The organism is Yersinia vastinensis (assembly GCF_902726565.1).
In the GTDB taxonomy this organism is placed as follows: domain Bacteria; phylum Pseudomonadota; class Gammaproteobacteria; order Enterobacterales; family Enterobacteriaceae; genus Yersinia; species Yersinia vastinensis.
In genome coordinates this window covers 351,753-378,109 of the sequence record NZ_CACVAF010000001.1, presented here as the reverse complement: position 1 = coordinate 378,109, position 26,357 = coordinate 351,753, and the positions used below count along the sequence as shown (strand labels likewise).

The window sequence follows — 26,357 nt, the reverse complement described above, 5'->3', positions numbered from 1 at the left end:
TCTTTTTGTTTTGATGAAAAAATCGCAACAAAACATTAAATTATCCTAAGCTCAAATTATAATTTGACGGAGTTATGTTAGTTTAGATTGCCTCAGAGTCTTCACTTCCTGCTGATTAAATAAATATTTCTATAATACTTAATATCAGCCCGAATTTTGTAAGAACGACACCCCATGTGATTGGCGTTGCAAGTTGACCCAAATGCAAAAGGTCTAAGGGAATTCACTATGACAGACTCCAAGCCGCAAGAATCGCGGACAAGAGGGGAAAATGTTTTCTTTGCAAAGCAAACTTTGCAAGCCATGGCCCTGTTAGTTGGGGCGACCATCATTATTGCGGCGGTCGGTATTATCTACATCGCCTCACAACTCAACGAACGAGCAATCTCCCAAAGCCGTTTTCTCGTTGAGAAAGCATGGGAAATGCACCAAAGCGCAATCAAGAGCAGAATAAAAGACAATGCTTTTTGGGGCGATGCGTATGAACATTTGCATGTAAAAGTTGACCCTGAGTGGGCTTATGTCAGCCAAAATCTGGGGCCATCACTTTATAATGATTTTAATTACGAAGGCGTGTTTGTCGTTGATGGGCAGAACAAAACCCGTTATTCCGTCATCAATGGGCGGCTGACACAAACCACACTACCCGATTGGCTTAGCGAGGATATTACGCCCTTAATTGATACCGCGCGTACTCAAGCCGCAACAGAGTTTATCGCCACTGAAACTATCGAAGTTGCCGGGCGACCAGCCATCATTGCAGCGGCAGCATTAACGACGGGAAGTGATCCGCGCGTTAAATCCGTGTCAGGCGCGCCGTCAGTCTTGGTGTTTGTCGATCTTCTGACACAGGCCGAGCTGAATGCTCTGGGTGAAGATTACGGTATTCATCAACTACGCACCCCACGAGACAAAAAAGATTTTTCTTCCAGTCCCTCATTCCCTTTATCTTCCAGTGATAACAGTAAGTTAACCTTACATTGGAGCCAAGATATGCCGGGGGCACAGCTTCTCAACATATTACTCCCGCTCTTGGCACTGGTTGCCATGATTCTGGGATTAAGTGGCTGGTTAGTACTGCGGCGAGCCATGTCTGGGGCTCGAGTGGCCGATGAAAACAGGTCAGCATTAATTGCCAGTGAAGAACGCTTTCGCCATGTTGCGGAAGCTGCAACCGACTGGTTATGGGAAACTGATGCTGACCTGCGAATTACTTATTTATCCCAACGATTTTTAACCATCACCGGGCTAAGTGTGGAGCAGTGGTTAGGGCGCAACCTGGATATTTTGTTGAATTGTGACGTTATTCCTCTGCGTTCTTGGTTGCAGTACACCCATCAGACCGAATCCCGCAATGAACTGCAATGCACTTATTTCTCTGCCAAGGGGGATAAACACATCTGCCGTATCTATGCCAAACCGATTATCAAAGATGACAAAATTATTGGTTTTCGCGGCACGGCATCCGACATCACCCGAGAAATAGAAGCACAGGAACGTATTCAGCATCTTTCTTTGCATGATGTGTTGACAGGTTTACCTAACCGCCTACGAATGAAGGAGTTTTTGGAAAGTAAATTACGCAATCTGGCCGCATCTCCACACCCATTGGTTATTCTTAATGTTGACTTGGATAAGTTTAAGCCAGTCAATGATACCTATGGGCATGTTACAGGCGATTTGGTGCTACATCAGGTCTCTGAACGTTTGAGAAGTTGCTTGCGCGACCAAGACTTAGTGGCCCGTCAGGGGGGCGATGAATTCATTCTGATTATTACCGGACTGGCTTCAATCAAAGAAATTGAACAGCTCTGCGCCCGTGTTATTGCCCGAATTGAAAGCCCTTATGTTATTAATGGTCAGGATATTTATATCGGTGCCAGCATCGGTATTGCTCTGGCACCACAAGATTCCATGCATGCCGAGGAGCTACTCCGCTTCGCAGATATTGCGATGTATGACGCTAAAAATAGCGGTCGCAACCGCTGGAGCTTCTACTCCAGTGAAATGAATGACCGTTTGATGCAACGCAGCGAACTGGAGCGATTTTTACGCCAAGCCGTCAAACATAATGAATTTAGTCTTTATTATCAGCCGCGTTATCGTATCGAGGGGACGCAACTGACTGGAGCCGAGGCTTTGGTACGTTGGAATCACCCCGTTCTAGGGTTACTCATGCCCGATCAGTTTATTGCCTTGGCTGAAGAAACTGGGCTTATCACCTCGATAAGTGACTGGACCATGTTACAAGCCTGCCAAGATGCATCGACATGGCCTCCGTCGCTGATTGTTTCTGTCAATATTTCTGCCATTGAATTTCGCAGCCAGCGTTTGATCGAGCGAGTGCGACAAGTTCTGCTGCTTACCGGGTTACCCAGCCATCGGCTGGAATTGGAAATCACTGAACGGATAATGATTGAAGACGCTGACGGCGCATTTAAAACCATGATGGCCTTGAAAACCCTTGGAGTGCGTTTGTCGATGGATGATTTTGGTACGGGATATTCATCACTGAATTATCTGCGTCGCTTCCCGTTCGATGGCCTGAAAATTGATAAGAGTTTTACTGACGAACTGGCAGAGTCACATGAGGGCCAATCGATTGTGGAGGGTATTATCAACCTCGGCCATGCATTATCAATGACGGTCACGGCCGAAGGGGTAGAAACCGCAGAACAACTTGGGCAGTTGCAAACGCTCATGTGTGATGAAGTTCAAGGTTATTTCTTAGGCAAGCCTATGAGATTAAATGAGTTATCGGTGCTTATCCGAAATGCCCATTACGGTGAATAACACAAGAAAATACCGCCACGCCTCTGGAACAATAACGGTGAGAGGCGCGGCGGTAGCAAGATATTGACGAGTTAATTAGCTCTTGGCTCTAAAGTTAACAATGTCATAGACCAATCCATCGACGGTACTCTTCACGTCATCCGCTGTAATTGGCGTATTACTGTTACTGATATCTTTACCATACGCTTTACGCACGACCACGATGACCGGTTTACCCGTATTCGAGTCAATCACCTGCACTTCTAGATAGAGCGCAGTATGCTGAGTACGATTCCCCGTGGCCGCCATAGTGCCAGCGATAACAGCGGCGATAGGAACCACTTCATACACTTGAATATCTTTAGTCTCAGCAGAAACAGCCGTAATTGCCGCACGAACAATTAATGTATTCGGCCTTTTCGGTGAATTAACCAGAGGTAATTGTTGGCTAAAAGCCGCTTCAAGTTTTTTATTCGCGTAAGCTAAAACTTGATCTAATGTTTTCTGACTTACACGCTGAGTTGGTGTCGAACGAGGGTAATAGACTAACGGTGTATAATAAACACCAGTATAGTTATTCACATTAAAATCAGGTGCAACCCAGCGCAGTACTTTTTGACCACTGGCGGATTCCGTTTCTTGTAACTTACTGTAATCAGCTAAGAAACCAGAAAACTGTGCACTGGTTGTTACTTTTGAGGCGCATCCTGCCACTAATATCCCGACGGCAAAAAGCACCGCTATTTTATAACCTTTCAGAAGATTCATTGTTTTTTTCCTTTATGTTTATTAGGGACCTAAAAAACAGGAATGCAGAAAAAGACCGGGAAGACCAAAGAATGAGAGTGCTCTCCATTTCAATTCTAAACCATGGCAAATTATTTGCTGGATATAATTTAAGCCTCCGCAGAGGCCATAAATTAAATTTAATCTGAGAGTCAAAACGTAGCAGAAAGGGGATTAAATCAGGAAAAAACTAAATACCGATCGTTTTCAATTGATAAAGACCATCAAGAAATGCCGGAATAAAACTCCCCGGCCCGGCGACATGCTGAGAAACCTGCCCACCAACATGAGACATTATTCGGCACGCTGTCGCGACATGATGCAATCGATCTCCCTCCAGAGCACAAAACGCCGCCACTACCGCAGACAGAGCACAACCGGTGCCAACCACGCGGGTCATCAGTTGATCGCCCCCCTCCACGGCAAAATCTCGTTGACCATCGGTGATGTAATCCACCTCTCCGGTCACCGCAACCACCGTCTGAATCTGCTGCGCCAACTGACGAGCGGCGGGCAAAGCAGCCAATGACGTGTCCAGACTGTCAACGCCGCGCCCCATGGTCGCCATGCCACTCAATGCCATGATTTCGGATGCATTGCCGCGTATGGCGGCCGGTTTAAGCGTCAATAAATGACGGGCGAAATCGGTACGATACCTCAGCCCACCGACGGCAACCGGATCCAGCACCCATGGCGTGGTTGCGTGATTGGCCGCCGCAATAGCAGCCAACATGGATTCTGCTCGCGATTGATGCAGAGTACCAATATTGATCAACAACGCATTGGCCATTGTGCTGAATTGCCCTGCTTCTTCAGGTTCCACTACCATCGCAGGAAAGGCCCCTAACGCCAGCAGCACATTGGCCGTAAAAGACTGCACCACTTCATTGGTCAGGCAGTGAACCAAGGGCGGCGTAGTATGAAATTGTTGTAAACAGGCCGTCGCCAACGCATCAGGGAATAACGCCGGAGCACGAGAATGGTCAGAGTGAAGGGTATGCATGTGGTCTCCCGCCCATAAATGAGACAAATATAATAAGCAACCTTATGTTATTCCACGGGCGGCAGCAATCAGAGCCTGCCCTAGCGATAGCCCTCCATCACCCGCAGGTAAACGCTGTGGTATCAAGAGCTGGAAATCATGCAGTTGTTCACATAATAATTCGCGCAGTAGTTGGTTATGTAATACCCCCCCCGAGAAAGCAATGGTATCAATACCAGAGCCTTGCGCAGCCTGACGAGCCAAGGAGGCAAAGCCCTGTGCTAAGGCAAAGTGGAAAGCATAAGCGCGCTCTGCCGGTGCCGCATCGTAAGCCAACCATTGCTGCCAGAACGTGGCTAAATCCAGTTGATTACCGTGCAGCGGCAGTGTGACAGGAGGAACGCTTCTGGTACTTTGCCATGCCAGTGCCTCTAACTGACAAGCCGCCTCCCCCTCCCAACTGATGGTGTGTGGCACAATATTCAGTGCCGCCGCTACTGCATCAAAGAGTCGACCGGCCGAAGAAGCCAGTGGAGTATTAATTCCTCGCTCAATGGCCCGCGCAAGGATCTCACCCTGCGGTTGTGGAATGGCGGCGGCTTCGGGTACGTTTTGCCCCGCCGGAACAAAACGCTGTAACTGCGCCAATAAATTGCGCCACGGCTGACGAGAAGCCAGATCTCCTCCGGGCAATGCCACCGCAGGCAGACCACCAATATATTCACAATTCACATAATCTACGCGTAAACATTCACCACCCCACAATTGACCATTTGCACCATATCCCAACCCATCCAGTGCGAGACCAATCACTGCTCCCCCCTCGCGCGGCCAGCCATGCTCTGCCAGACATGTCACCAAATGTGCGTGATGATGCAACACCTCCATGCAAGGAATATTCTGCTGTGAGGCCAACGCGTTACCCAATTGATGGCTGACATACCCGGGGTGTGCATCCACCACCACCGCCTGTGGTGTGAAATGATAAATGTCGCAAAATAACGTTAATAACTGCTGCTGTTGTTGTGCGATATCACTATCAGCCAAGTCGCCCAAATGCTGACTCAACACAGCATTGCGGTCACGCAGCAGGCAAAAAGTATTTTTCATGTCGGCGCCTAGCGCCAGAATAGCGGGTTGCCGGCTAAAGCCTGGGGGTAGCTCGAAAGCATCCGGCACAAAACCTCTGGCACGGCGCAGCATTTCAGCGCCACTGGGTGTGAAGCGCACCAGCGAATCGTCAGCACGCTGCACAATTTCTCTGTCGTGCAGCAACCAATGGTCGGCAATATCACTTAACGCACTTAGAGCTTGCTCATTACTGAGTGCCGGGGGTTTGCCGCTACCATTGCCGGAGGTCATAACCAATGGACGAGCGGCTTGTTGCAGCAACAAATGTTGTAGTGGATTAGCGGGTAACATCACACCAATTTCTGGCAGCATGGGGGCAACTAATGTACTGAGTGGGCTAATCAGCGGCTTTGCGACTAACACTATTGGGGCTGCGGGGCTACGCAATAGCCGAAGCAAAGCCTCGCTATCGGTATTTTGCACACACGTTTTCAGCCAACGTGCATCTGGCAACATAACCGCCAGTGGTTTCGATGGGCGATGTTTACGCGTGCGTAAGCGCGCCACTGCACGGCTATTGGTCGCATCAACGGCGAGATGAAAACCGCCCAGCCCTTTGATGGCAACAATCTCTCCGGCCAATAGTGCCGTGGCAGCCTGCTGCACCGCCGCGAAATCTTGTGCGACGGTTTGACCACTGGCATCACTCAGCCACAATTGCGGGCCACAATCGGCGCAAGCATTGGGTTGTGCATGAAAACGGCGATCTGCCGGGTGGTCATATTCCGCCTGACAGGCAGTACACAGCGGGAACTTGCCCATAGCCGTGTAGGGCCGGTCATAAGGCATGCGGTGGATAATAGTAAAACGCGGGCCACAATGGGTGCAGTTGATAAAAGGATAATGATAGCGGCGATTGGTGGAGTCATTCATTTCACGCAGGCAAGCATCACAGGTTGCAGCATCCGGCACGATTTGAGTGTCCATCTGCCCGGCCCCGCTATGGTGAATCACAAAATCCTGCGGCGGCCGCCCCCAGTGGTAAGGTGCACTGACGATGCTGTCGATGTGAGCCAGTGGTGGGCAATCGAGTGGGAGTGCCTGTAAAAAATCGTCTACTGCGAGTGATTGCCATAAATGAATCGTCACACCGGCACTGTCGTTACTGACATCGCCACGCAGACCAAAACGATGGGCAAGTTGCCAGACATAGGGACGAAAACCCACCCCTTGTACCTTGCCTTTTACCCGCAGGCGAAGACCGTTGTCATCCACAAAAAACTCCTAGCCCCAAGCCTTGAGCACTACAGCAGTGTATCTATCCCCAAGTCCTTGACGTTGCGTGGCAGCGTCAAGGATGCGTGAGAGGGTTAACAAATTCGCGGTAACGGCTCATCAAGAGGCAAATCCAGCCGGCGCGAGACACCAAATGCACCACACAAACGTACTTGCTTGCGTTCAGTCACATGCCCGATAACCGCCGCATCCTGACCTAGTGGGTGGCGATGCAACTCTGCCAAAACAGCCTCTTGTGCCTCTGGGGAGACCACCAGTACCAACTTACCTTCGTTAGCGAAGTTGAGCGCATCCAGCCCCAATAATTCGCAAATACCACGCACCGCTGGTTTCAATGGTAGATCCACTTCGTTGATTTCCATACCGCACCCACTGGCGGCAGCGAACTCATGCAAAATAGCGGTGACTCCGCCGCGCGTAGCATCACGCAATGCCCGCACCCCTGCAATATGGTGTAGGGGGGCAATAAGCGGTGCTAGCAAAGCACAATCACTGCTGAGTTCTGCCTCCAACCCCAATCCTTCACGCAGATTCAAAATCGTCGCGCCATGATCCCCTAAGGTGCCGCTGACAATAATTCGATCACCGGCACGGATCATCGCAGTCCCCCAGTGCAGATCCGCTGGGATCACACCGATACCGGTGGTGTTAATAAAGATCTTATCCGCCGCACCGCGCTGCACCACTTTAGTATCACCAGTGACTATCTGAATCCCCGCCTGTTGTGCGGTAGCCGCCATTGACTGCACAATGCGTTCAAGATCAGCCATCGCCAACCCTTCTTCCAGAATAAAACCGCACGAAAGATAACGCGGTGTCGCCCCGCTGACCGCCACATCATTAGCCGTACCACATACAGCCAACTTGCCAATATCACCGCCGGGGAAAAAAATAGGATCAATGACATAGCTGTCTGTCGATATTGCCAGTCGATCGCCAAAAGTGGTCAAGTCCGCCAGCGCAATACGCGCCTGATCTTCACGCTCATTTAGCGCCGGGTTCGAAAATGCCGCCAAGAACAGTGACTCAATCAAGCTTTGCATTGCCCGCCCACCACTGCCGTGGGCTAGGGTGATTTCTGTGTTGTTCATTCGATTATGGCCTGATTATTGATTTTGATAGCTATCGTGTTTGATAACTATCGATATTGATAGTAGGCGGAACACGCCCCTTCAGAGGAAACCATCAGCGCCCCAAAGGCATTGTCTGGTGTACATTCACCACCAAATAGCGGGCATTGATCTGGCTTACAGCGCCCGGTCAGCACATCACCGCAACGGGATCGCGGATCGTCTGCCACTTGCTGCTGCTGCGGTTTGAAACGCAATTCAGCATCAAAAGTTTGATAGGCTGCGCTAAGTTGCACACCAGAATCGGCTATCTCACCCAATCCGCGCCACTCACTACTGACTTTAGCAGCAAACACTTCATCCAGCGCCCGCTGCGCTAATACATTACCGCGGTCTGGCACAATGCGCCGGTATTGATTCTCTACTGCGCAGCAGCCATTGACCATCTGCTCCAACAGCATCGCCAACCCTTGTAAAATATCCAACGGCTCAAAACCGGTGACTACCAGCGGTTTATGAAATTGATCACAAATAAAGCTGTACGGCGTGGTGCCGATCACCATGCTGACATGGCCGGGAGCCAGAAAACCGTCGATCCGCACATCCGGCTGTTGCAGCAGACTGCGCAGGGTAGGGATGATGGTGATGTGCTGGCAGAACAGACTGAAATTGGTCAGCCCAAGCCGCTTGGCTTGTTGTAGCGTTAAGGCACTGGCGGGCATGGTCGTTTCAAAACCCAAGCCGAAAAACACCACTTCGCGTGACGGGTTATTCTGCGCCAGCGTCAGGGCATCCAATGGCGAGTAAACAACGCGAATATCTGCCCCGCGCCGCTTGGCATCCAGCATAGAACCATGACGCCCCGGCACCCGCATGGCATCCCCGTAAGTGCAGAAAATCACTTCTGGGTGGGCGGCAATCTCCAGACAACTGTCAATACGTCCCATCGGTAGGACACAAACCGGACAACCCGGCCCATGGACAAACTCCAACCCCTCCGGTAGCAATTGATCAAGACCAAATTTAAAAATGGCGTGTGTATGACCGCCACAGACCTCCATGATCTGCAACGGTAAGCGCTGTTGATCCGGGATCTGCGGCAGCAAGTTTTCGATGCGCGTCAGTAACGCCGCCACTAATGCCGGGGAGCGGAATTCATCAACGTAGCGCATCATTGGCCTCGCTGGCGTGATCATCTAGATCTAACCCAACTGCTTGCATGTGCGCTAACGCCGCCAGTGTCTGTTGGGCTTCATCTTCATCAAGTAAGCTCATGGCGAACCCGACATGCACCAAGACCCATTGGCCGAGCAAGTCAGCCGGTGTCTCATCACATACCAACGCAATATTGATTTCGCGTTTCACGCCATTGACTTCCACCCAAGCCAATTGGTGGATATCTTCACCTACTGCCACAATTTTACCGGGTACGCCTAAGCACATCGCTGCGCCTCCAGCCATTCCAGCCACAAGTCCATCCCTTCGCCGCTACTGGCCGACAGGGCAATTACCTGAATCTCAGGGTTCACCTGACGAGCATAGGCAATGCATTGTTCAACATCAAAATCCAGATACGGCAACAGATCGATTTTATTGATGATCATCAAGGTGGACGCGGCAAACATATGGGGATATTTCAGCGGTTTATCTTCACCCTCGGTAACCGAGAGCACCGCCACTTTATGGCGCTCGCCCAGATCAAAACTAGCCGGGCAGACCAAATTACCAACGTTTTCAATAAACAGCAGGCTGCCATTGGTCAGCCCTAAACGATGTGCGGCATCATGCACCATCTGCGCATCCAGATGACAACCTTTGCCAGTATTGACCTGAATAGCAGGTACGCCAGTGGCTCGGATACGCTCGGCATCATGGGTTGTTTGCTGATCCCCCTCAATGACGGCACAAGGTACTTGCCCGGCCAACAGTTGCAAAGTGGTCGTCAACAACGTGGTTTTACCGGAACCGGGGCTGGAGACCAAATTCAGTGCCAGAATATGTTGTTCAACAAAATGCTCACGGTTGTGACTGGCTAAGTGGTTATTTTTGCTTAGAACATCTTGCTCAATTTGCAGTAAACGGCGCTGTCCCATCCCCGGCGCATGGCTACCGGCCTCACCCTGCCCATAATGCAGCCCTTGTTGGTCATCATGAACCTGCGGAGCGAAAGGTTCGGCCGCCGGTGCGTCAGTGTCCTCCGGTTCCCCCCCTACGGCTGGCTCTGGCCCCTTTCCGTGATAGTGATGGTGAACATCGCCCTGATGATAATAATAGTGGTGATGAACAATGACGGGCTGTGTGCCTTTAGCGACATATTTGTTTTTATGTTTATGCTGAGTTTTTTGCGCACAGGCAGCACTTTCGTGGTGATCATGATGATGGTCGTTATCGTGGTGATGATCGTGATGATCATCATGGTGGCGGTGATCATCATGGTGGTGGTGATCATCATGACGATGATTATCGTCGCCTTCGATCTTTTTCTCGCCGCTGGCGCAACCACAAGTCGTACACATAGGAATTCACTCCTTCAAGATTATTCCACTTCTATCTGTTTTACCTGCAAATTGCTGCCGCTCTCGACTTGCAGAGCATGGCTGCCACAATGCGGGCACCCGGCATCATGCCGTTCAATAGCAACACTGGCGCTACACTCCCAACACCAGGCTTTGGCCGGTAAATAACTCAAATGTAATTGGCAACCCGCGGCCAATGTCTGGCGGCTGGCGCTGTCAAAACTAAAACGCAAAGCACTCTCTTCAATACAAGAGAGTGCGCCAATTTCCAGCCATACTGCCGTTATCCGTTTAGCACCGTGTGACTGCGCCTGTTTTTCAATAAGCTCCAGCGTGCTGAGGCATAAGCTGATTTCATGCATGCTGATTTTTCATCTGACTGACTTTGTTAAACAGCGCTCGTCGCCGTGGATTTGCAGGTGCATCAGCATCAACTACTGGCAGTGACAATGCCATCCGCGCACTCTGTTCAGCCAGTTGCACTGCTTGTTCTGCACCAAGTGACGTTTCCAGTGGTGACATCAGCGAGCGGCTTAGATATTGGCCACAACCGGCAACCTCACTGACGGTAAAACCAATGTTGCCACAAGGCAGTGCCAACATCAGGCGCTCACCCACAATACGGCGATCCCAACGTTGCTGCGGCCCCGGTAAGACCACCAAACTCAACATCCATGGAGTCAATAACGCGCCAATCCATTGCTGTTCAAATAACTGAAATCCACAGGCCCGTAATGGAATGTGGTCACGGTAAAAAGGTAAGTGACACATTTCATCAGCGGCTATTTGACTAAACACCTGTTCCAATAATGGCGCAGGATTTGCTGGATGGCCCACAACGACATCAGACATGGCTTTCTTCCCGTGCTTTAAGCGTAATGCCGCTGACGTGCAATGCCGCAATAATCTGTTCCAGTGCCGGTTCAATGGCCCGTGAGACCGTAGGGGTCAGGCCAATCTTCGGTTCCAGAGACTCGGGCACCACCCCCACAAGGGTGAGTTTGTCCGGGAATTCGTCAGTCAGTTGCAATGCCATTAACACGTCGCATAGCCCCAACTGATGCGGTGACACTTTGCGGCTAAACATGGCTGGGATTTCTTTATCCCGCAGCACGGCCACCGTTCCCGGTGGCTGGCCGGTTATCACCGCATCGGCAATAATCAAATGCGCGCGATTCGCCATGGCTTCCATCAACTCCAAACCGGCAGTGCCACCATCAAGCACCTCAACCCCGGGCGGGATGTGAAAGCGCTGCTCCAGCGCTTCGACAATCCGTACACCGACAGCTTCATCACTGAGTAATAAGTTACCTATACCTAATACCAAAATCCCCATCACAGCACCTTGACTTTGGTCACTTCGTTGCCCGTTGTATCAACAATATGTACAGCACAAGACATACAAGGGTCGAATGAGTGAATGGTCCGCACCACCTCCAGCGGTTTGGCAGGATCAGCAACGGGTGTCCCCACCAGCGCTTGTTCGTAAGGCCCCGGTTCACCATTATAATTGCGTGGCCCGGCATTCCAGGTCGAGGGCACCACCGCCTGATAATTGGCAATCTTGCCATCTTTGATAACCACCCAGTGCGACAGCATGCCGCGCGGCGCTTCTTCAAAGCCCACACCACGGATTTCACCGGTCAGCGGAATATCAGGTTTAATAAAGGTCTCGACATCACCAGTACCGATGTTGGTCACCAGCGCAGTCCATTGCTGGGCCAGCGTTTCATGCAACACGCAGCAGTGCACCGCACGGCCAATAATACGACCTAATGTTGAAGGCAATTGTTCAGGCGTGATGCTCTGCCCACTCAATGTTTGGTATGCCGCGCCAATGTCGTTAAAGTGCTGCTTGGTTGGCTCATGCCCTGCTGCCATACCGCACATCAGCCAAGCCAGTGGCCCAACTTCAACAGTTTTGCCATAGAATGTTGGCGCTTTAACCCAAGAATATTTGCCATCTTCCTGCCAACCCGTGTAGTTCGGGTTGGTTTTACCCTCCCACGGTGCCAGCGGTTCGTCATCTTTATACCAAGCATGTTTGCCACTTTCGGCAATGCCGCCGATCAAGTAAGGATCGTTATGATTGGCAATAGGACGGAAGGTGCCGTTCTCCAAATACCCCCCCGGTAACAGGAAGGTTTCTCCTTTGCGATCAACCGGTAGCTCCGGCACGCTCAGGTAGTAATCAGCCCCTTTGCCTAAATTGAGCCAGCCCGGGTAATGAGCGGCGATCACCGCGGTATCCACTTTGTAAACTTGCTCAATAAAGCTGCCCAAACGATCGATAAAGGATTTCACCAACATCAAACGTTCCAGATTCAGCACGCTCGGCATATCCAGATTGATCGGGTTAGCCACCCCACCGACCGCCAGATTCTGGATGTGTGGCGTTTTCCCCCCCAGAACTGCCACGATGCGGTTAGCGTCACGCTGGCATTCCAGTGCTTGCAGGTAATGCGCCACGGCGATCAAATTGACTTCCGGCGGCAGAGCCATTGCCGGATGACCCCAATAACCGTTAGCGAAAATACCGAGCTGCCCACTGGCAACCAAATCCTTGATTTTCTGCTGTACGCGGGTGAACTCTTGCTCACTGTTAAGCGGCCAACTGGACAACCCTCTTAGCATTTCTGCCGCTTTTCGCGGAGACGCTTGCAGCGCCGAGGTCACATCCACCCAGTCCAGTGCTGACAACTGATAGAAATGAACAATATGGTCATGGATACTGTGCGCAGCCAGAATCAGGTTACGGATGTGTTGGGCGTTAACCGGTACTTCCATTCCCAATGCATTCTCTACCGCTCGCACCGAGGCAATGGCATGGATGGTGGTACACACGCCACAAATGCGCTGCACAATCATCCAGGCATCACGCGGATCATTGCCTTGTAAGATTTCTTCCATGCCGCGCCACATGGTGCCGGAGGACCAGGCTTTAATGACCTTACCGTCCTCAATTTCGCAGTCGATCCGCAGGTGTCCCTCAATTCGGGTTACGGGATCAATGGTGATGCGTTGGCTCATGCTTTACCTCTGTCTGATTATTCTTATGTAACTGCCCGTGAGCAGGAAGCACCGGCAACAGTCGAATCAATAAAATGTAGGCACAGACCTCTATGGCAACGAAGCCAATGGAGATCAGGATTTCACTGGTGGTTGGGAAATAGTTGTAGCCGCCGCCGGGGTTAAAGGCCAATAGCGAGTAATTAAGCCGCCAAAGTGCCCCACCGCCAATCATGCACAGCGCACCGATAAACAGTAAGCGGCTGTCTTGTCTGGCTTTAGGAATGCGGAAGATCAGTAATGGCAAGGCCATCAGTACGATTTCAGCCCAGAAGGCGATGGCATAGCGGTCAAAGTGCCACAGATAATCGGTCTTATCGCGCACAATAATCTCACCGAGGCGTAGCACAATAAACAGCAGTAGGAAGACATCAATAATGGTCGTTAGCCGCGTGAACAACGGTGCTTCATTTGCCCCTCGCCCCCGCAATCCGGCCTGAACCAATGAACCTTCAAAGATAACAATGGAGAAGCCAAGAATGACCGCCGTAAGTAGAGAGAACAACGGCAACATTTCATAGCTTTGCCATAGTGGATGAATCTTGGCACCGGCAGCAATCATCAATGACCCCATTGAAGATTGGTGCATAGTTGGTAATAGCGCACCGAGGGCAATGACAAAAAACATGATTTTGTTGAGCCGCTTGAGTGACACTTTCCAGCCAAGCCGTTCAAACAGCGCCGGAGCAAACTCCACGGCCATGACGCCGATGTAAATCGTCATACAGACCGCAGTTTCAAACAGCACCGAGTTCACGTTGAAGTGACCGGGGATAAAGAAGTAAGGCAGATTCCAGTAGCGGCCCACATCAATGGTTATCGACAAACCACCGAGTGCGTAACCAAACAAACTGGCAAGCAGTGCCGGGCGTACCAGCGGGTGATATTCGCCACGGTTAAATACATAAACGGCCCAAGCCAATGCCCAGCCACCACACGCTAAACCGGTGCCGACCAGTAAGTCAAAGGCAATCCAGATCCCCCATGGGAAACCGCCATTCAAGTCACTGACTGACCCTAGCCCCAGCACTAAACGTTTGACAATCAACAGTGCACATAGCACCACAAAAGGCGCTAACAGCATGACGGGCCAACTGACCAGCCGCCCACCCAGTGGGCTAGATTTATGCATCGTCATCGCGACCTTCCTTTTTATCCTGCGTCTGCGGCTTGTCATGATGATCATCATCGACTTCATGATGATTGTTTTTGCGCTCATCGCGTGTATTGCGGTGCACCAACGCGGTGACACCCGCCAATACCGCCAGCGGCAAAATCATGCCTTTATACAGAGTGTGCTGGACGTGCTCAGAGCGAGCGCCGGTTGCCAGTTCCGCCAGTGGCGGCAAATCGAGTTTCTCCGCCGGTATCCCCGTCAACACCAGAACCTGCGTACCGCCGCCCTCTTTCTCACCATAAATATGCTTCTCATAGTGAGCGACCGGATGTTCATAGGTGTCATTGGCACTCAACGTCTGGCGTGGGAAACGGTAGTTTTCACCCGGCGTCAATGTCAGTCGCCGTTGGGCCTCTGACAGCAGCTCTTCACGAGTACCGAATATCACCGCCCCGGTCGGACACACTTCAACACAGCCGGGTAAGCCGCCGTTATCCAGACGCTCGACCCCTTTTTGGTTACACAATTCGCATTTATGAATCATGCCGAAGGGATTGTCGTAATCATATTTCGGCACATTGAACGGACAACCGACCATGCAATAACGGCAACCGGTACAGACATCAGGGTCATAGTGAACGATGCCGGTTTTGGCATCTTTACGCAGGGCACTAACCGGACAGACAGAGACACAATTGGGATCAACGCAATGCATACATTGCTTTTTGATATAGGCGTAGCCATCTTCCAATTGGTCTTTATTAATTCCCGCGCCACTGGTCCAGACTTGAATAATATTGTTGGTAAAGGGGCTAAGTTTGTCGTTCTCTGACCAAAGGGCGTCACCGCTGGCGTATATTTCGCTATGATTGACCTGCTGACATTTGCTTACGCATGCTTGGCAGCCAACACATAATGTCGAGTCGTATAACATCCCCAACGCACCGGGAATCGGTGGCCGGTTCTGTACCTCAGCCTTGGTGCTGGGCGACAATCCCGCCAACAACACACCGCCAGAGGCTAATTTGAAAAAGTGACGTCGATTCACGGCTACTCCTCCCGCGATGAGTGATCGTCATCTTTACGGCGCTGTTTCTGTTGCCGCCCCAGTTCACGTACCGTCATCAGGCTGACACCGGCGACCAATCCCACAACGCCACCCAACAATGCCGTCGCCGTCGTCGAGACCTTGCCGCCTTCGGTGTTATTGATCCGCGGTAACTCGGCACGTGGTGTCGGGAGTTCCACACTGGACAACTGTGCGATGCCTTTGGTGAAACCGATCCCCTCTTCATTACAGCCGTAGCAAGGATGCCCAATCCCAACCGGCCAGATACCGCCACCGATATCGCAAAACTCCAGTGTCGGGCAGTTGCCGTAGGTTTCCGGCCCTTTACAGCCAAGATGGTAAAGACACCAGCCCTGCCGATGACCTTCATCACCAAACTGGCGGGCAAAACGACCAGCATCAAAATGTGGACGCCGTTCGCAGTTTTCATGGATCAAGCGGCCATACGCAAAAGTTGGACGGTTCTTGGTATCCAATGCCGGTGGTCGTTGGAAAGTGATGATATGGGCGACTGTCGCCAGAAAGTTGTGGGGATTTGGCGGACAACCGGGAATATTAATAACGGTTTTGCCCGGCAACACCTCTTGCAAGCTGACTGCGCCTGTCGGGTTCCCCCCCGTGGCAGGTACACCGCCCCAAGCAGAACACGAGCCAATGGCAATAATCGCTGCCGCATGTTCCGCAGCTTCACGGATATGCTCGACAATAGGTTTTCCAGCGACCATGCAATAAATCCCACCGTCTTTCAGTGGGATAGAGCCATCCACCACAAGGACATATTGCCCTTTGTATTTTTCAATCGCGTGGTGTTTATTCTCTTCGGCCTGGTCACCAAAGGCAGCCGAAAGCACCTCGTGATACTCCATCGAGATAACACTTAGCAGCAAATTCTCAATGGTTGGATGAGTTGAACGTAACAGTGCTTCGGTACAACCGGTACACTCCTGCGCACCAATCCAGATAACCGGAGGGCGCTGAGGTGAACTCACTGTAGCGGCGATTTCAGCAGCGGCCTTGCTGCTGAGACCCATGGTGGCAGCTAACGCTGCACAAAGCTTCATAAAATCACGACGGTTAACGCCATGCTGGGAAAGCATGTTTTTTCCCCTATTTTTATTATTCTACTTATACCCACTAAATTTCAAATTTCAGGAAAACAGCAAGCACACCTGTGATTTGAAAGATGACGAGTATACCCTTAGATTAAACATGGTTTTGTGTTAATATTTTGTAACCTTAGAAATTTAAATAAGTTGATCTTTGTCAATGGATAATTGATTGAGTTAAGGCGAGGGGAATATCTGTGAACTAAAACCGTTTCAGCAAAATATTTCATTTGCCTGAGAATAGAAAATCTGTCAGGTGAGGTGTTAGATGGAATTGAATATCATTAACTGAGTATAGCTAATTAATGAAATGACTTTAATTATAAATTACTGACTTTAGTTATTTAACTGAAAATGAAAATTCTATCAGACCTAGAGATGAAATGTACAACTTGACTCAATGAAGTTAATCTAATTAATAGAAAATAGATATTTTCACCTTGAAAACGTTGAAATATTGCGTTCTAAAAATCCTCACAGACACTACTGCCACCTTGTCAGAATGCACTTTTAGCGTTCTTCTCCATGAGTCGCAAAATGCTGCGCAGAAAATCGGCAAGAATCCGTTCTCATTGTGCTGATGATTAACCAAAACTGATTCTTTTAACATTTAACTTAACCCCAATTTTTTCTAAACTCTGTTAACAATATCCCTCATTTTTTGTCATTTTATAAAAAACAAAACAGAAAAAAGTGGAGAATATAAATCACATGACGTGATTAATTATTAATTAATTCCCTATCCAAAATATGAATTGTTAAATCAGAAAAGCACTCGGATTCTTAGCAATTTGATTAGCTTTGAGGATTTCAACGTACTATTTTGCTATTTTTTAATGATAAATCTTATTGTTACAAAACGGATCGGTGTAGGACGTCGCTGGATAATACCAAACACAGACATAACTCGTTATAGGTATATTTGATCGCGGATTGAACTTTAAACCGTGCTAAATAGGAGGTACTTCTTGGTGGTCATTGGCACAATCAGTACAAAGCTACGCCTCCCTGACTTACGCTGCGCTGCTCCATCCGGCGCACAACATGGCAACCGCCCTTATCACCGCTATTTATATATTTTGTATATGAATCAATTTATTGGTAAATAAGTCATGCTATTATAAATTCACCGGTCAATATTCAACCGGTTATGCGCTAGGCATCGTTTACGCTGCAACTTCAAGTAGGAAGGGTCTCTATGATAAAACCATTCATTATTGCTACTATCGCCGTCGCCACACTCAGTGGTTGCGTCAATAACAATACCCTTTCGGGCGATACTTTCAGCAGCTCTCAGGCGGGTCAAGCCCAAGCGGTAACTTACGGTACTCTGGTTTCTGTGCGCCCGGTGACAATACAGGGTGGCGACGGAAATAATGTTGCAGGCGCAATTGGCGGTGCGGTAGTCGGGGGTTTCTTGGGTAATACTCTCGGTGGCGGGACTGGACGTCGTCTTGGTACTGCAGCTGGGGCCGTAGCCGGTGGTGTTGTGGGTCAACAAGTTCAGAGCATGATGAACCGCAATAGCGGTGTTGAACTGGAAGTACGTCGGGATAATGGCACCACCTTCCTAGTGGTTCAGGCTCAAGGGGTGACACAGTTCCATGCTGGTCAGCGCGTCACTATCGCCACTCATGGCAATACTGTCACCATCACTCCACGCTAATTTTGGCAGCCACATATTCGTGATGCGGATATGTGGTTGTCATCAATAAAAAACACCGCCCAGCCCGGGGTATTCGAGGGAAGGTTGGGCGGTGAAAAATATAAATGTAATTACTCGGCTTTCTTCGCTGCCGATTTCACTACATTCTCTCCGTGATTACCGAAGAATTGATAAAGGGTGTCAGAAGCTGTTTTGGTTAACACCATAATCTCAATTCGACGATTTTTTGCCGCTAATGGGTCAGTGGAATCCAATAACATCTGATCTGCCATCGCATTAATTTGCAATACTCGCTCATTGCCTAGCCCCCCTTTGACTAGCGCCTTATGCGCCATCAACGCCCTTTCCCCCGATAAGTTCCAGTTGTTGTAACGTACTTGGTCACGATAGCGGGAAGCATCGGTGTGCCCGGTAATAATGATTTTATTGTCCATTTCATTAAACGCCGGAGCTAACTCAGCCAGTAAACGACTGAAAAAAGGTGTCAATACCGCGCTACTGCGCTGGAACATATCTCGCTGTTTATCATCTTGAATCAGAATACGCAGCCCTTGAGGAACCACTTCCATTTGTAGATTAGATTGTGCGTCATAAGCGGACGTTATTTGCATGATTATGCGTGATAACTCTTCCATCTCCTGACGGGACTTATCCACCACCTCTTCCAAAGACAATTCCGGTTCCGGCACTTCCACCGCCAAGTTGCTTTTCGTTTCTTTCGCTTGTTCCAAACCATCAATACTGTCAGAGAATTTCCCTCCGCCGCTCCGGCTTTGAGAGGGAATGGAAATAAAGGATTGCTGTGAGAAAATGGTCTTGCCATTCAGTTGCGCGACAATTTCTTGTCGCTCATATTCTGGGACCACCCCCACAATCCACAACACCATGAACAGCGCCATCATCGCGAGCGTAAAATCGGCAAAAGCCACTTTCCATGCGCCGGAATGCCCCCCTTCATGTTTTTTTCTGGCGGCCCGTTTGATGATGGTAGTTTGTCCGCCTCTGGCATGACTTCTCATTACGCGCCTACCATCATCAACTTGTTAATCCAGGAGTCCAATGTGGCAAACGTGGGTTTACTGTCCAACGGCAGCATTTTGCGGCCGGCATCGACCGCCAGCAGCGAAGGTTTACCTGCCACATGATTAACCAGCACCATGCGCACACATTCAAAGAACGTCAGTTTCTTCTTCATGGCTTGTTCCATGGCGTTCGCCAACGGATCCATCAGGCAATAGCAGATAAAGACCCCGAGGAAAGTCCCGATCAAAGCGGCGGCAACTTTAACACCGATAAGCGCTATCGAACCGTCAATAGATTGCATGGTGATAATAATGCCCAAGACAGCGGCACAAATACCAAAACCGGGCATGGCTTCAGCAGTGCGATGAAAAGAGCGAGAGGGAACCAGAAGCTCTTCTTCGACTGCGGATAACTCCTGCTCCAGTATCCCTTCCAGCTCATGCTGATTGATTTTCCCCATCGCCATTAAACGGAAATTATCTGAGATAAATGTCACCAGATGCTGGTCTTGTAAAATCAGAGGATAGCGTTGAAATAACGGGCTATTCGCCGGAATTTCAATATGCTCATCCAAGCGTTTTAATCCACCTTCATCAACCATCTCTAATAATTCATATAACAGCATTAATAATTGCTGCTGGAATTCAGCGGTATATTCACTTTTACGTGTCACCGCTAGAATCTGGTGCCACATTTCTTTTAATACATAACCAGGATTTGCCAATATCATGGCCCCGACACCAGAACCTAAAATAATAATTATTTCCCCGGGCTGCCAGAAGGAAGATAATATTCCGCCTGACATAATATAGCCGCCAATCACACATACCATAATGACCAGCAGGCCAAATAACTTCTGCATAACACCCTCGACATTTTAAAAAAATGATTTAATTTTTTGCACTAATTTCTTATTAAGTTGACAGATTCTGGCTTCCGTGAGATCTAAAACTTGGGCAATTTCTTTCATACTCAATTCTTTTTGGTAATAAAGATGCAGAATCATTTGCTCTCGCTCTTCAAGTGAAGCAATAGCCTGATGAAGATTGTCTTCAATAATAATGCTCTCTTCCAACTGCCTGCTTTGTAAAGCATCGGTGGGGGTTTCCAATGAGAGAATATCATCCAGACTTTCCATTGCTCCGGCACTCTCTAGCAATAAATATTCTTGATACTCCTCCATCGTCAGTTGTAGCTCTGCGGTAATTTCCTCAAAACTGGGTTCATGGCCCAATTGCCGCGCCACTTTACGAATTGCCTCATTGGTTTTATGCGTTTTTTGCCTTAACCTGCGCGGACGCCAGTCATGCTCGCGCAATTGATCAAGTACCGCACCACGAATTCGATGAACAGCATAGGCAGCAAATTGCCCGTCAGGATGACCATAGCGGCGCAATGCCTCTAATAACCCCATCAGTGCAACTTGCTGCATATCCTCCTTGCCGATAACACTGTCTGCCTGAAATGAAAGTTGCCTGACAATACGTTTTACCAGCGGCAAATACGCTTCCAGATATTTCCTCTCATCGACAGGCGTCAGTGCTAAATTATCGTTAATTTCCATTATTGACATAGCGATTACTGGAAGACCATTCGGCTAATCACCACATCATCAAATGGCATTGGCGCATTTAATTTTTCAAAATCCTTTTTATATTCGCCCATTAATTGGCGACGTAAATCGACAATAGAGGTATTTCGTACAACCTGATAATCCATATTAGAAAGTAAATTTACGGTAGCGGATTGAATAGCTGGAACCATTGCAATCACTTTTTTAACATCATTATCATCACCCGTTGCAAGACCCAATTCAAGCTGTAAGTAGCGTTCGGATTTATTGTCTTTTAGCGTAATAATAATGTTCTTAATTTCAACAAACTGAACCGCTTTATTTCCTCGCACAAATGACTGATTGATGGCAGCGGGTGTACTCTTAAACTTTGCCAAAATAGCATCATGATAATTGGCTGCGACCGCGGCCAATATAATTAACAATAGGAGTACCCACACTTTCATTGAAAATGTTTTTTTCTTGCTATTCATTTATAGTCCTTTATACGGTGATGAGGAGTGTACCGTCGTCGGCACTCATATCCACTTGCGTCTCAATATGACGGGCAGCCAAAATATCGTCATGTGGTTTCTGATGCTGCGGTTGTCGTTGCTGTTGCTGACTATTTGCCGATATCTGTACATCGACAGCAGCACTGTTTTGCCCGATTAATGTCTGTCGCAATTCACCACTACTGTGCTGCAATGCCCGATAGACATCCCCCTGACTCGCATTGATATGAACTTGTAGTTTTCCTCCTTCCATATGCACTGAGATATCAATTTTGCCCATCTCAGGGGGATCAAGGCGGATAGTGGCATGCTGTACTTTATTTTCGACCTGCAATTGCAGGCGCTCGCCCAACACAGTCCGCAATTGCTGCGACCATTCCGGTTGATTTTTTGCCAGTGTTAACGGGTTTTCCATGCGCGGAGTGGCGGCATCATACTGACTGTTCGCGACATGTCCGTGAGTGACAATATTGATGATTGACGGCATTAAAGGACTCACACCCTCTGGCAGCATGCGCCCCACTGAAGCACTCTCGCTAGCAGCAACCACCGGTGGTGTGATATCCAGCCGTGGCCCCATCGAGGCCAAAAAACTCATCAATGGGAATGACTCTTTCAACTGGATTGGCTCGACACTGCTGTGCGAGAAAGTCTCAACTGGCGATAAGCCTGACACTGGTTTGTTTTGCACTGGAGTCTGAAGTAACACATCAAGCAATTGCTGATTCTGCTCATTCATTTGTGCCGCGGGAGCCGCATTCTCTCCACTTCCCTCCCCCTCCACCTGCGCTATCAAATCCATCACCACGGAAGGTCTTAACGAAATGGGTTGATGCGGCTTCCACGCTTGTGAAAGCGCCTCATCAAATGCCGCCAAATTGTTAGCCCCTGCTTCTTGTGCATTACCGGCGATCGGTGTGTTTTCCGCCCCCAGCTCAGATGTCAGCGGGCTACTCACCTGAGTAAAGCCACTTAATGTCATCACCGCAGGCCCTCTTCCGTAGACATATTTTGGTATGCCGTGATGGCCATCGCCGCGTAGGCGGTAATGCCGGGTTGAGCTTGCCGTAATTGCGCCATACTGCTTTTTAAATGTGTCTGATACAGCAAAGACTGCTGATAAACCCACTGATAGCGGCTTTGCAATTGCTGCATTGCCTGCTCAACAACCTGCGACATGGGATCCCGCTGTCGCAAAATGGTGACGAGCTGGTCAATCCGTTTGTTTATCAGTGGCATATGATCCCAATTATCCTGTTGTACCACATCAAGCAAATCTGACTGCAATTGCTCAATTAATACTAAACCATTCATTCAGTATCCTTTATGGCTTCCCAGCCACTGCGTAAGGTGGCCAATATTTGTTCTACTTCAGTGACTAAATCAACGGATAACTGATTACTGGCGTCGTACAGCCGATAAACACAGAAGTCATAAATTTTGCCGAGATTAACAACTAATTCGCCACCACGTTCAAAGTTCAGTGAGCTGGTCAGTGCATTTAAAATATCAATGCACTTATTGATGCTCTGCGCCTTGTGTTCATAGCGTTTAGCAACAATATGGCTTTTGGCCCGAACCAACTCGTCTTGCAGGCCATCAAACAGCATCAGCACTAATTGATGTGGTGTCGCAGCCGCCGCCTGGATGGCAATATCAGCCCCCTGATAAGAGCTGCGCTCCTGATTGATATACATTATCTATTCCTGCCCAATCATCGGTTAAAACCCCAAGCCTGCATGTTCAATGCCATCTGTGCTGAAGCATCTTTTATCTTGCTAAACTGCAACAGGTAGCGCTCAAGTGCTCTGTTATATTGTTCTTCCAACATATCAAGCTGCTTGCGAGTGCTAGCACTCTTACGTTCAATCGACTCCGTTCGTCCTTTAAGCAATCCGTTGTTTTTATTGACATAAGGCTCGATAGCGTTATCCAGTTTTTTCAATAATCCCGTGTCGTCATTGAGCAAAGTTACTAAGGCTTTAGGAGCATCTTTTATGGCCTGTTCAAACTTTTTGCTGTCGATCTCCAACCCACCATCACGGTTGGTTTTAATCCCAAAATCGAGAATACTTTTGCCATCAATACGCTGACGAACCAGGCTATTAAGAACACTGTTTAAGGCACTAATGCCATTATTCGAGTGACTGCTATAGGTTGGTGAAGCCTCTTTATCTTTACTCTCATCCGGTTTATCCCGTGTTGGCATCACCAGTTTCTTAACACTATTAAATGCATCAACAAATTTCTTAACTTGCTCTTGTGTTGCGGAAGTATCCATCTCAACACCGATATGCAATGGCACATCGCCCGTTTTCTGCACTTTCGTCAGGTTGATGGTGACGCCTTCCACCACGGAATCCAGCACATTGCTCGCGTGGTTAATTTTAATGCCGTGATTCTCTTCCCCTAACCAAACCTCGGCATCGGCAGCGGCCGACAGCGTCTTCTGCTGTACCCCAGCAAAAACCGTCGTTCCCATACCCGGCAATGTGATTTCATTGGCAGCGCCACTGTTATTGCTGCTTAAGGTCAGTACAACCTTGCCGCCATTGCGGATAAGTGAAGCCGTCACTAGCTCTTTGTTATCACTGTCTTTGTTATCTTTATTTTTATTAATCGCCTCAGCCAGCTCGGTAACACTGTTCAATGAGCGGGTATCAATGCTTAAAGTTTTACCCGCAATCTCCAGCGTAAAAGTACCCGTAGCACTCGTCACATCGCTGTCCTTCAGATCTTCCAATGCCAACTGATGAGAACTTGCCAACTGTTTAACAAAAAGGGTGTAGCTGCCTTTCACTGCTTTGTGATTCGCCGTCACAGTGACAATGTCGTCATCACTGGAGGTCGTTTTAATCTTTAAGACCCCTTCATCTTTTTTATTCATACCACTCAGGGCGGTACGAAAATCATTTAGGCCACTTTGTATTTTGTTTAACGCATCTTGCTCTTTCTTAAATTGTGTCTGTTGGCCTTTTAATCGATTTACACGCACCCCGAACAAACTATTTGCTGCACTTTGCGCCATCTGGCTGGGATCAAAATCAAGCATGCTATTACTCCCGGTATAATCTGCGTTATTCAGCCATTTAAAATAGCAATTACCATGCCAATTTTAAGCCACTGATATTTAATGAATGTTTTATCTAGGGGAAATAACTCTTCTCCGTGGAAAGGGGCGGAATAAAACAATAGGGGAAAAAATACCGCCCGAAAGCGGTATCTGGTTTTAATCAGCGGTCCTTCCCGCGAACACTTGAATTAGCCCAACAGATTGCCAATCATGTTTACCATGCCGTTAGACTGCTTGAGCATCATTGAGCTGGTCTGCATCAGCATTTGGTTACGGGAAGAGTTAGTCATTTCTACCGCAAAGTCGGTATCCATAATGCTACTCATTGCCAGTTCGGTATTGTCTTTCATGTTCGACAGGTTAGCGGCACTGGAATCCAGACGGTTGATGCTAGCCCCCAGTGTGGAGCGCATTTCACCGTAAGTCGCCACCGCGTTTTCTAGCAATGTCACCGAATTCATTGCCGTTTTAGCGCTACGAATAGTCATATTGGCCACACCGGCTTCATAATCATCACGCTCAAAAACAGCGTCCAGCGCTTCATTCGCTGTTTTGGTTGCGGCAATGGCCGAATCCCAATCAGTTTTAGCGCTGGTAACAGCAGCAGCAGTAGTAGGTGCTGCACCAGGGGCGGCAGCGGCAGCTACCGCGTTATCATAAGCGGTCTTTTTCGCTGTTTCTTCCGTGGTTTTTGTGGTTACGTCTTTTTGCGCTGCGTCTAAAGCTTTTTCCAGTGCAGTACCTGCTGCGTCGGCTTTCACTTCTTTGGTCACACTGTCAATCAGGCCACCAATTTGCTTCGACACATCCAGCGTCAGACCTTCACCTTTCTGTGCGCCCGTCTGGAAATTCAGCTTGCCCGTCAATTTGCCACCGGTGGCAAACAGTTTTTCACCGCTGTAGCTGGTATTGTCCAGAATGCTTTTCAGCTCCTGACCCAACTGTGTGAACTCTTTTTGCAGCGCATCACGGTCGCCTTTGGCGTTGGTGTCATTGGCTGCCTGCGTAGCCAAATCTTTCATACGGTTCAGGATGTTGTCTGACTCAACAAATGCCCCTTCCGCTGTTTTCAGCATAGATTTGGTGTCTGAAATGTTACGCATCGCCACATTCATGCCACGTACCTGACTATTCAGACGGGAAGCAATCTGCATACCTGCGGCATCATCAGAGGCCGAGTTAATGCGCTTGCCGCTGGTCATACGCATTGCTGCGATGGTTTGTGATGCATTGGCGCGGTTCAGTGAGTTGATAGCTGACATGCTGGAAGCATTGGTAAAGATGGACATTGCCATGGGAAGATTCTCCTCAGTTCGGGGCTAACCATTAGCGCCCGTCGTACTGAGTAAAAGCGGCCCATGATGAGATAAAATTAAATGGCGCTAAAAAATTATTAATCACCTTGTGATACAGGATATAGAAACGGCCTTATTTAAAACCGTATAAATGCCCAATTCCTATGGATAAAATTAATATTCGATTTTTTTGATTAATTATTCGCTTTATCAGAATAACCATACTCTTGGGGTCTTCAATGTGTCCCCATAACAATAAGATAATTGTTACTTCATACCCTAATTAAAAACCATAAAAATCATACCAATAAAAATAGCTCAATGAATTAGTTGATTATTTTATGCTGTTTGAACAATAATATTGAGGATACGAAAGTTT

General features: G+C 48.7%; 25 protein-coding genes. 2 read left to right on the top strand and 23 right to left on the bottom strand.

Annotated elements, in window-relative coordinates; translation table 11 throughout:
- Nucleotides 1–228: 228 nt before the first annotated feature.
- A complete protein-coding gene (locus tag HUZ92_RS01680) occupies nucleotides 229–2,793 on the top strand; it encodes a bifunctional diguanylate cyclase/phosphodiesterase (protein WP_050140149.1) in 2,565 nt (854 codons plus the stop codon).
- A 75-nt stretch (nucleotides 2,794–2,868) separates the two neighbouring features.
- On the opposite strand, the gene HUZ92_RS01675 is transcribed toward HUZ92_RS01680, so the two are convergent.
- The 14 genes from HUZ92_RS01675 to hybO all read right to left on the bottom strand — a co-directional run bounded on the left by HUZ92_RS01675 (nucleotide 2,869) and on the right by hybO (nucleotide 16,845).
- The gene (locus HUZ92_RS01675; RefSeq protein WP_050097878.1) at nucleotides 2,869–3,540 is read right to left on the bottom strand and encodes a DUF3313 domain-containing protein; all 672 of its coding nucleotides are present in this window, start codon (nucleotides 3,538–3,540) and stop codon (nucleotides 2,869–2,871) included.
- A gap of 208 nt (nucleotides 3,541–3,748) precedes the next feature.
- The gene (gene thiM / locus HUZ92_RS01670) at nucleotides 3,749–4,561 is read right to left on the bottom strand and encodes a hydroxyethylthiazole kinase (RefSeq protein ID WP_050097877.1); all 813 of its coding nucleotides are present in this window, start codon (nucleotides 4,559–4,561) and stop codon (nucleotides 3,749–3,751) included.
- Between the two features lie 42 nt (nucleotides 4,562–4,603).
- A complete protein-coding gene (gene hypF, locus HUZ92_RS01665) occupies nucleotides 4,604–6,886 on the bottom strand; it encodes a carbamoyltransferase HypF (RefSeq protein ID WP_145579844.1) in 2,283 nt (760 codons plus the stop codon).
- Nucleotides 6,887–6,981: 95 nt separating this feature from the next.
- Nucleotides 6,982–7,998 carry a hydrogenase expression/formation protein HypE gene (gene hypE / locus HUZ92_RS01660; protein WP_050097875.1) on the bottom strand — a complete coding sequence of 339 codons (1,017 nt, stop codon included), beginning with the start codon at nucleotides 7,996–7,998 and terminating at the stop codon, nucleotides 6,982–6,984.
- A gap of 47 nt (nucleotides 7,999–8,045) precedes the next feature.
- Nucleotides 8,046–9,149 (bottom strand): hydrogenase formation protein HypD, encoded by a 1,104-nt coding sequence (hypD, locus tag HUZ92_RS01655; protein ID WP_145579880.1) that lies wholly within the window; start codon nucleotides 9,147–9,149, stop codon nucleotides 8,046–8,048.
- Nucleotides 9,136–9,420, bottom strand: a complete 285-nt coding sequence (hybG, locus tag HUZ92_RS01650) for a hydrogenase maturation factor HybG (protein ID WP_050097874.1) — start codon at nucleotides 9,418–9,420, stop codon at nucleotides 9,136–9,138. The genes hypD and hybG overlap by 14 nt, the downstream gene beginning before the upstream one ends.
- On the bottom strand, nucleotides 9,411–10,493 hold the full coding sequence (gene hypB, locus HUZ92_RS01645; protein ID WP_050140151.1) for a hydrogenase nickel incorporation protein HypB: 1,083 nt from the start codon (nucleotides 10,491–10,493) through the stop codon (nucleotides 9,411–9,413). The genes hybG and hypB overlap by 10 nt, the downstream gene beginning before the upstream one ends.
- Nucleotides 10,494–10,513: 20 nt before the next feature.
- Nucleotides 10,514–10,855 carry a hydrogenase maturation nickel metallochaperone HypA gene (gene hypA, locus HUZ92_RS01640; RefSeq protein WP_050097872.1) on the bottom strand — a complete coding sequence of 114 codons (342 nt, stop codon included), beginning with the start codon at nucleotides 10,853–10,855 and terminating at the stop codon, nucleotides 10,514–10,516.
- Nucleotides 10,848–11,345, bottom strand: a complete 498-nt coding sequence (gene hybE, locus HUZ92_RS01635; protein WP_050097871.1) for a hydrogenase-2 assembly chaperone — start codon at nucleotides 11,343–11,345, stop codon at nucleotides 10,848–10,850. The genes hypA and hybE overlap by 8 nt, the downstream gene beginning before the upstream one ends.
- The gene (locus HUZ92_RS01630) at nucleotides 11,338–11,829 is read right to left on the bottom strand and encodes a HyaD/HybD family hydrogenase maturation endopeptidase (protein ID WP_050097870.1); all 492 of its coding nucleotides are present in this window, start codon (nucleotides 11,827–11,829) and stop codon (nucleotides 11,338–11,340) included. Before HUZ92_RS01630 ends, hybE begins: the two co-directional genes overlap by 8 nt.
- Nucleotides 11,829–13,523 carry a hydrogenase 2 large subunit gene (gene hybC / locus HUZ92_RS01625; protein WP_050097869.1) on the bottom strand — a complete coding sequence of 565 codons (1,695 nt, stop codon included), beginning with the start codon at nucleotides 13,521–13,523 and terminating at the stop codon, nucleotides 11,829–11,831. Before hybC ends, HUZ92_RS01630 begins: the two co-directional genes overlap by 1 nt.
- Nucleotides 13,501–14,700: a Ni/Fe-hydrogenase cytochrome b subunit gene (gene hybB / locus HUZ92_RS01620; RefSeq protein WP_050097868.1), complete on the bottom strand. Its 1,200-nt coding sequence runs from the start codon at nucleotides 14,698–14,700 to the stop codon at nucleotides 13,501–13,503. The genes hybC and hybB overlap by 23 nt, the downstream gene beginning before the upstream one ends.
- Nucleotides 14,687–15,727, bottom strand: coding sequence for a hydrogenase 2 operon protein HybA (hybA, locus tag HUZ92_RS01615; protein ID WP_050140152.1), 1,041 nt, complete (start codon nucleotides 15,725–15,727; stop codon nucleotides 14,687–14,689). Before hybA ends, hybB begins: the two co-directional genes overlap by 14 nt.
- A 2-nt stretch (nucleotides 15,728–15,729) precedes the next feature.
- Nucleotides 15,730–16,845, bottom strand: coding sequence for a hydrogenase 2 small subunit (gene hybO / locus HUZ92_RS01610; RefSeq protein ID WP_050097866.1), 1,116 nt, complete (start codon nucleotides 16,843–16,845; stop codon nucleotides 15,730–15,732).
- A gap of 1,207 nt (nucleotides 16,846–18,052) precedes the next feature.
- On the opposite strand from hybO, the gene HUZ92_RS01605 reads away from it, so the two are divergent.
- The gene (locus HUZ92_RS01605) at nucleotides 18,053–18,520 is read left to right on the top strand and encodes an outer membrane lipoprotein (protein WP_050140153.1); all 468 of its coding nucleotides are present in this window, start codon (nucleotides 18,053–18,055) and stop codon (nucleotides 18,518–18,520) included.
- A gap of 110 nt (nucleotides 18,521–18,630) precedes the next feature.
- Here the strand turns inward: HUZ92_RS01605 and lafU are convergent, their stop codons facing one another.
- The 9 genes from lafU to HUZ92_RS01560 form a co-directional block, all read right to left on the bottom strand.
- Nucleotides 18,631–19,539: a putative lateral flagellar export/assembly protein LafU gene (gene lafU / locus HUZ92_RS01600; RefSeq protein ID WP_050097864.1), complete on the bottom strand. Its 909-nt coding sequence runs from the start codon at nucleotides 19,537–19,539 to the stop codon at nucleotides 18,631–18,633.
- Nucleotides 19,539–20,405: a flagellar motor stator protein MotA gene (motA, locus tag HUZ92_RS01595; RefSeq protein WP_050097863.1), complete on the bottom strand. Its 867-nt coding sequence runs from the start codon at nucleotides 20,403–20,405 to the stop codon at nucleotides 19,539–19,541. The genes lafU and motA overlap by 1 nt, the downstream gene beginning before the upstream one ends.
- A gap of 15 nt (nucleotides 20,406–20,420) precedes the next feature.
- Nucleotides 20,421–21,107, bottom strand: a complete 687-nt coding sequence (locus tag HUZ92_RS01590; protein WP_080990645.1) for a FliA/WhiG family RNA polymerase sigma factor — start codon at nucleotides 21,105–21,107, stop codon at nucleotides 20,421–20,423.
- A 14-nt stretch (nucleotides 21,108–21,121) separates the two neighbouring features.
- Complete coding sequence (locus tag HUZ92_RS01585; RefSeq protein ID WP_050097861.1) at nucleotides 21,122–21,589, bottom strand: flagellar basal body-associated FliL family protein; 468 nt, start codon at nucleotides 21,587–21,589, stop codon at nucleotides 21,122–21,124.
- A 10-nt stretch (nucleotides 21,590–21,599) separates the two neighbouring features.
- On the bottom strand, nucleotides 21,600–22,595 hold the full coding sequence (locus HUZ92_RS01580) for a flagellar hook-length control protein FliK (protein ID WP_145579843.1): 996 nt from the start codon (nucleotides 22,593–22,595) through the stop codon (nucleotides 21,600–21,602).
- Nucleotides 22,592–22,924, bottom strand: a complete 333-nt coding sequence (locus HUZ92_RS01575) for a hypothetical protein (protein WP_050097859.1) — start codon at nucleotides 22,922–22,924, stop codon at nucleotides 22,592–22,594. Before HUZ92_RS01575 ends, HUZ92_RS01580 begins: the two co-directional genes overlap by 4 nt.
- Nucleotides 22,921–23,307 carry a flagellar export chaperone FliS gene (fliS, locus tag HUZ92_RS01570; RefSeq protein ID WP_050097858.1) on the bottom strand — a complete coding sequence of 129 codons (387 nt, stop codon included), beginning with the start codon at nucleotides 23,305–23,307 and terminating at the stop codon, nucleotides 22,921–22,923. The genes HUZ92_RS01575 and fliS overlap by 4 nt, the downstream gene beginning before the upstream one ends.
- A gap of 17 nt (nucleotides 23,308–23,324) precedes the next feature.
- Complete coding sequence (fliD, locus tag HUZ92_RS01565) at nucleotides 23,325–24,662, bottom strand: flagellar filament capping protein FliD (protein WP_145579842.1); 1,338 nt, start codon at nucleotides 24,660–24,662, stop codon at nucleotides 23,325–23,327.
- 209 nt (nucleotides 24,663–24,871) lie between these two features.
- Nucleotides 24,872–25,978 (bottom strand): flagellin N-terminal helical domain-containing protein, encoded by a 1,107-nt coding sequence (locus HUZ92_RS01560; RefSeq protein ID WP_174846771.1) that lies wholly within the window; start codon nucleotides 25,976–25,978, stop codon nucleotides 24,872–24,874.
- Between the last annotated feature and the right edge of the window lie 379 nt (nucleotides 25,979–26,357).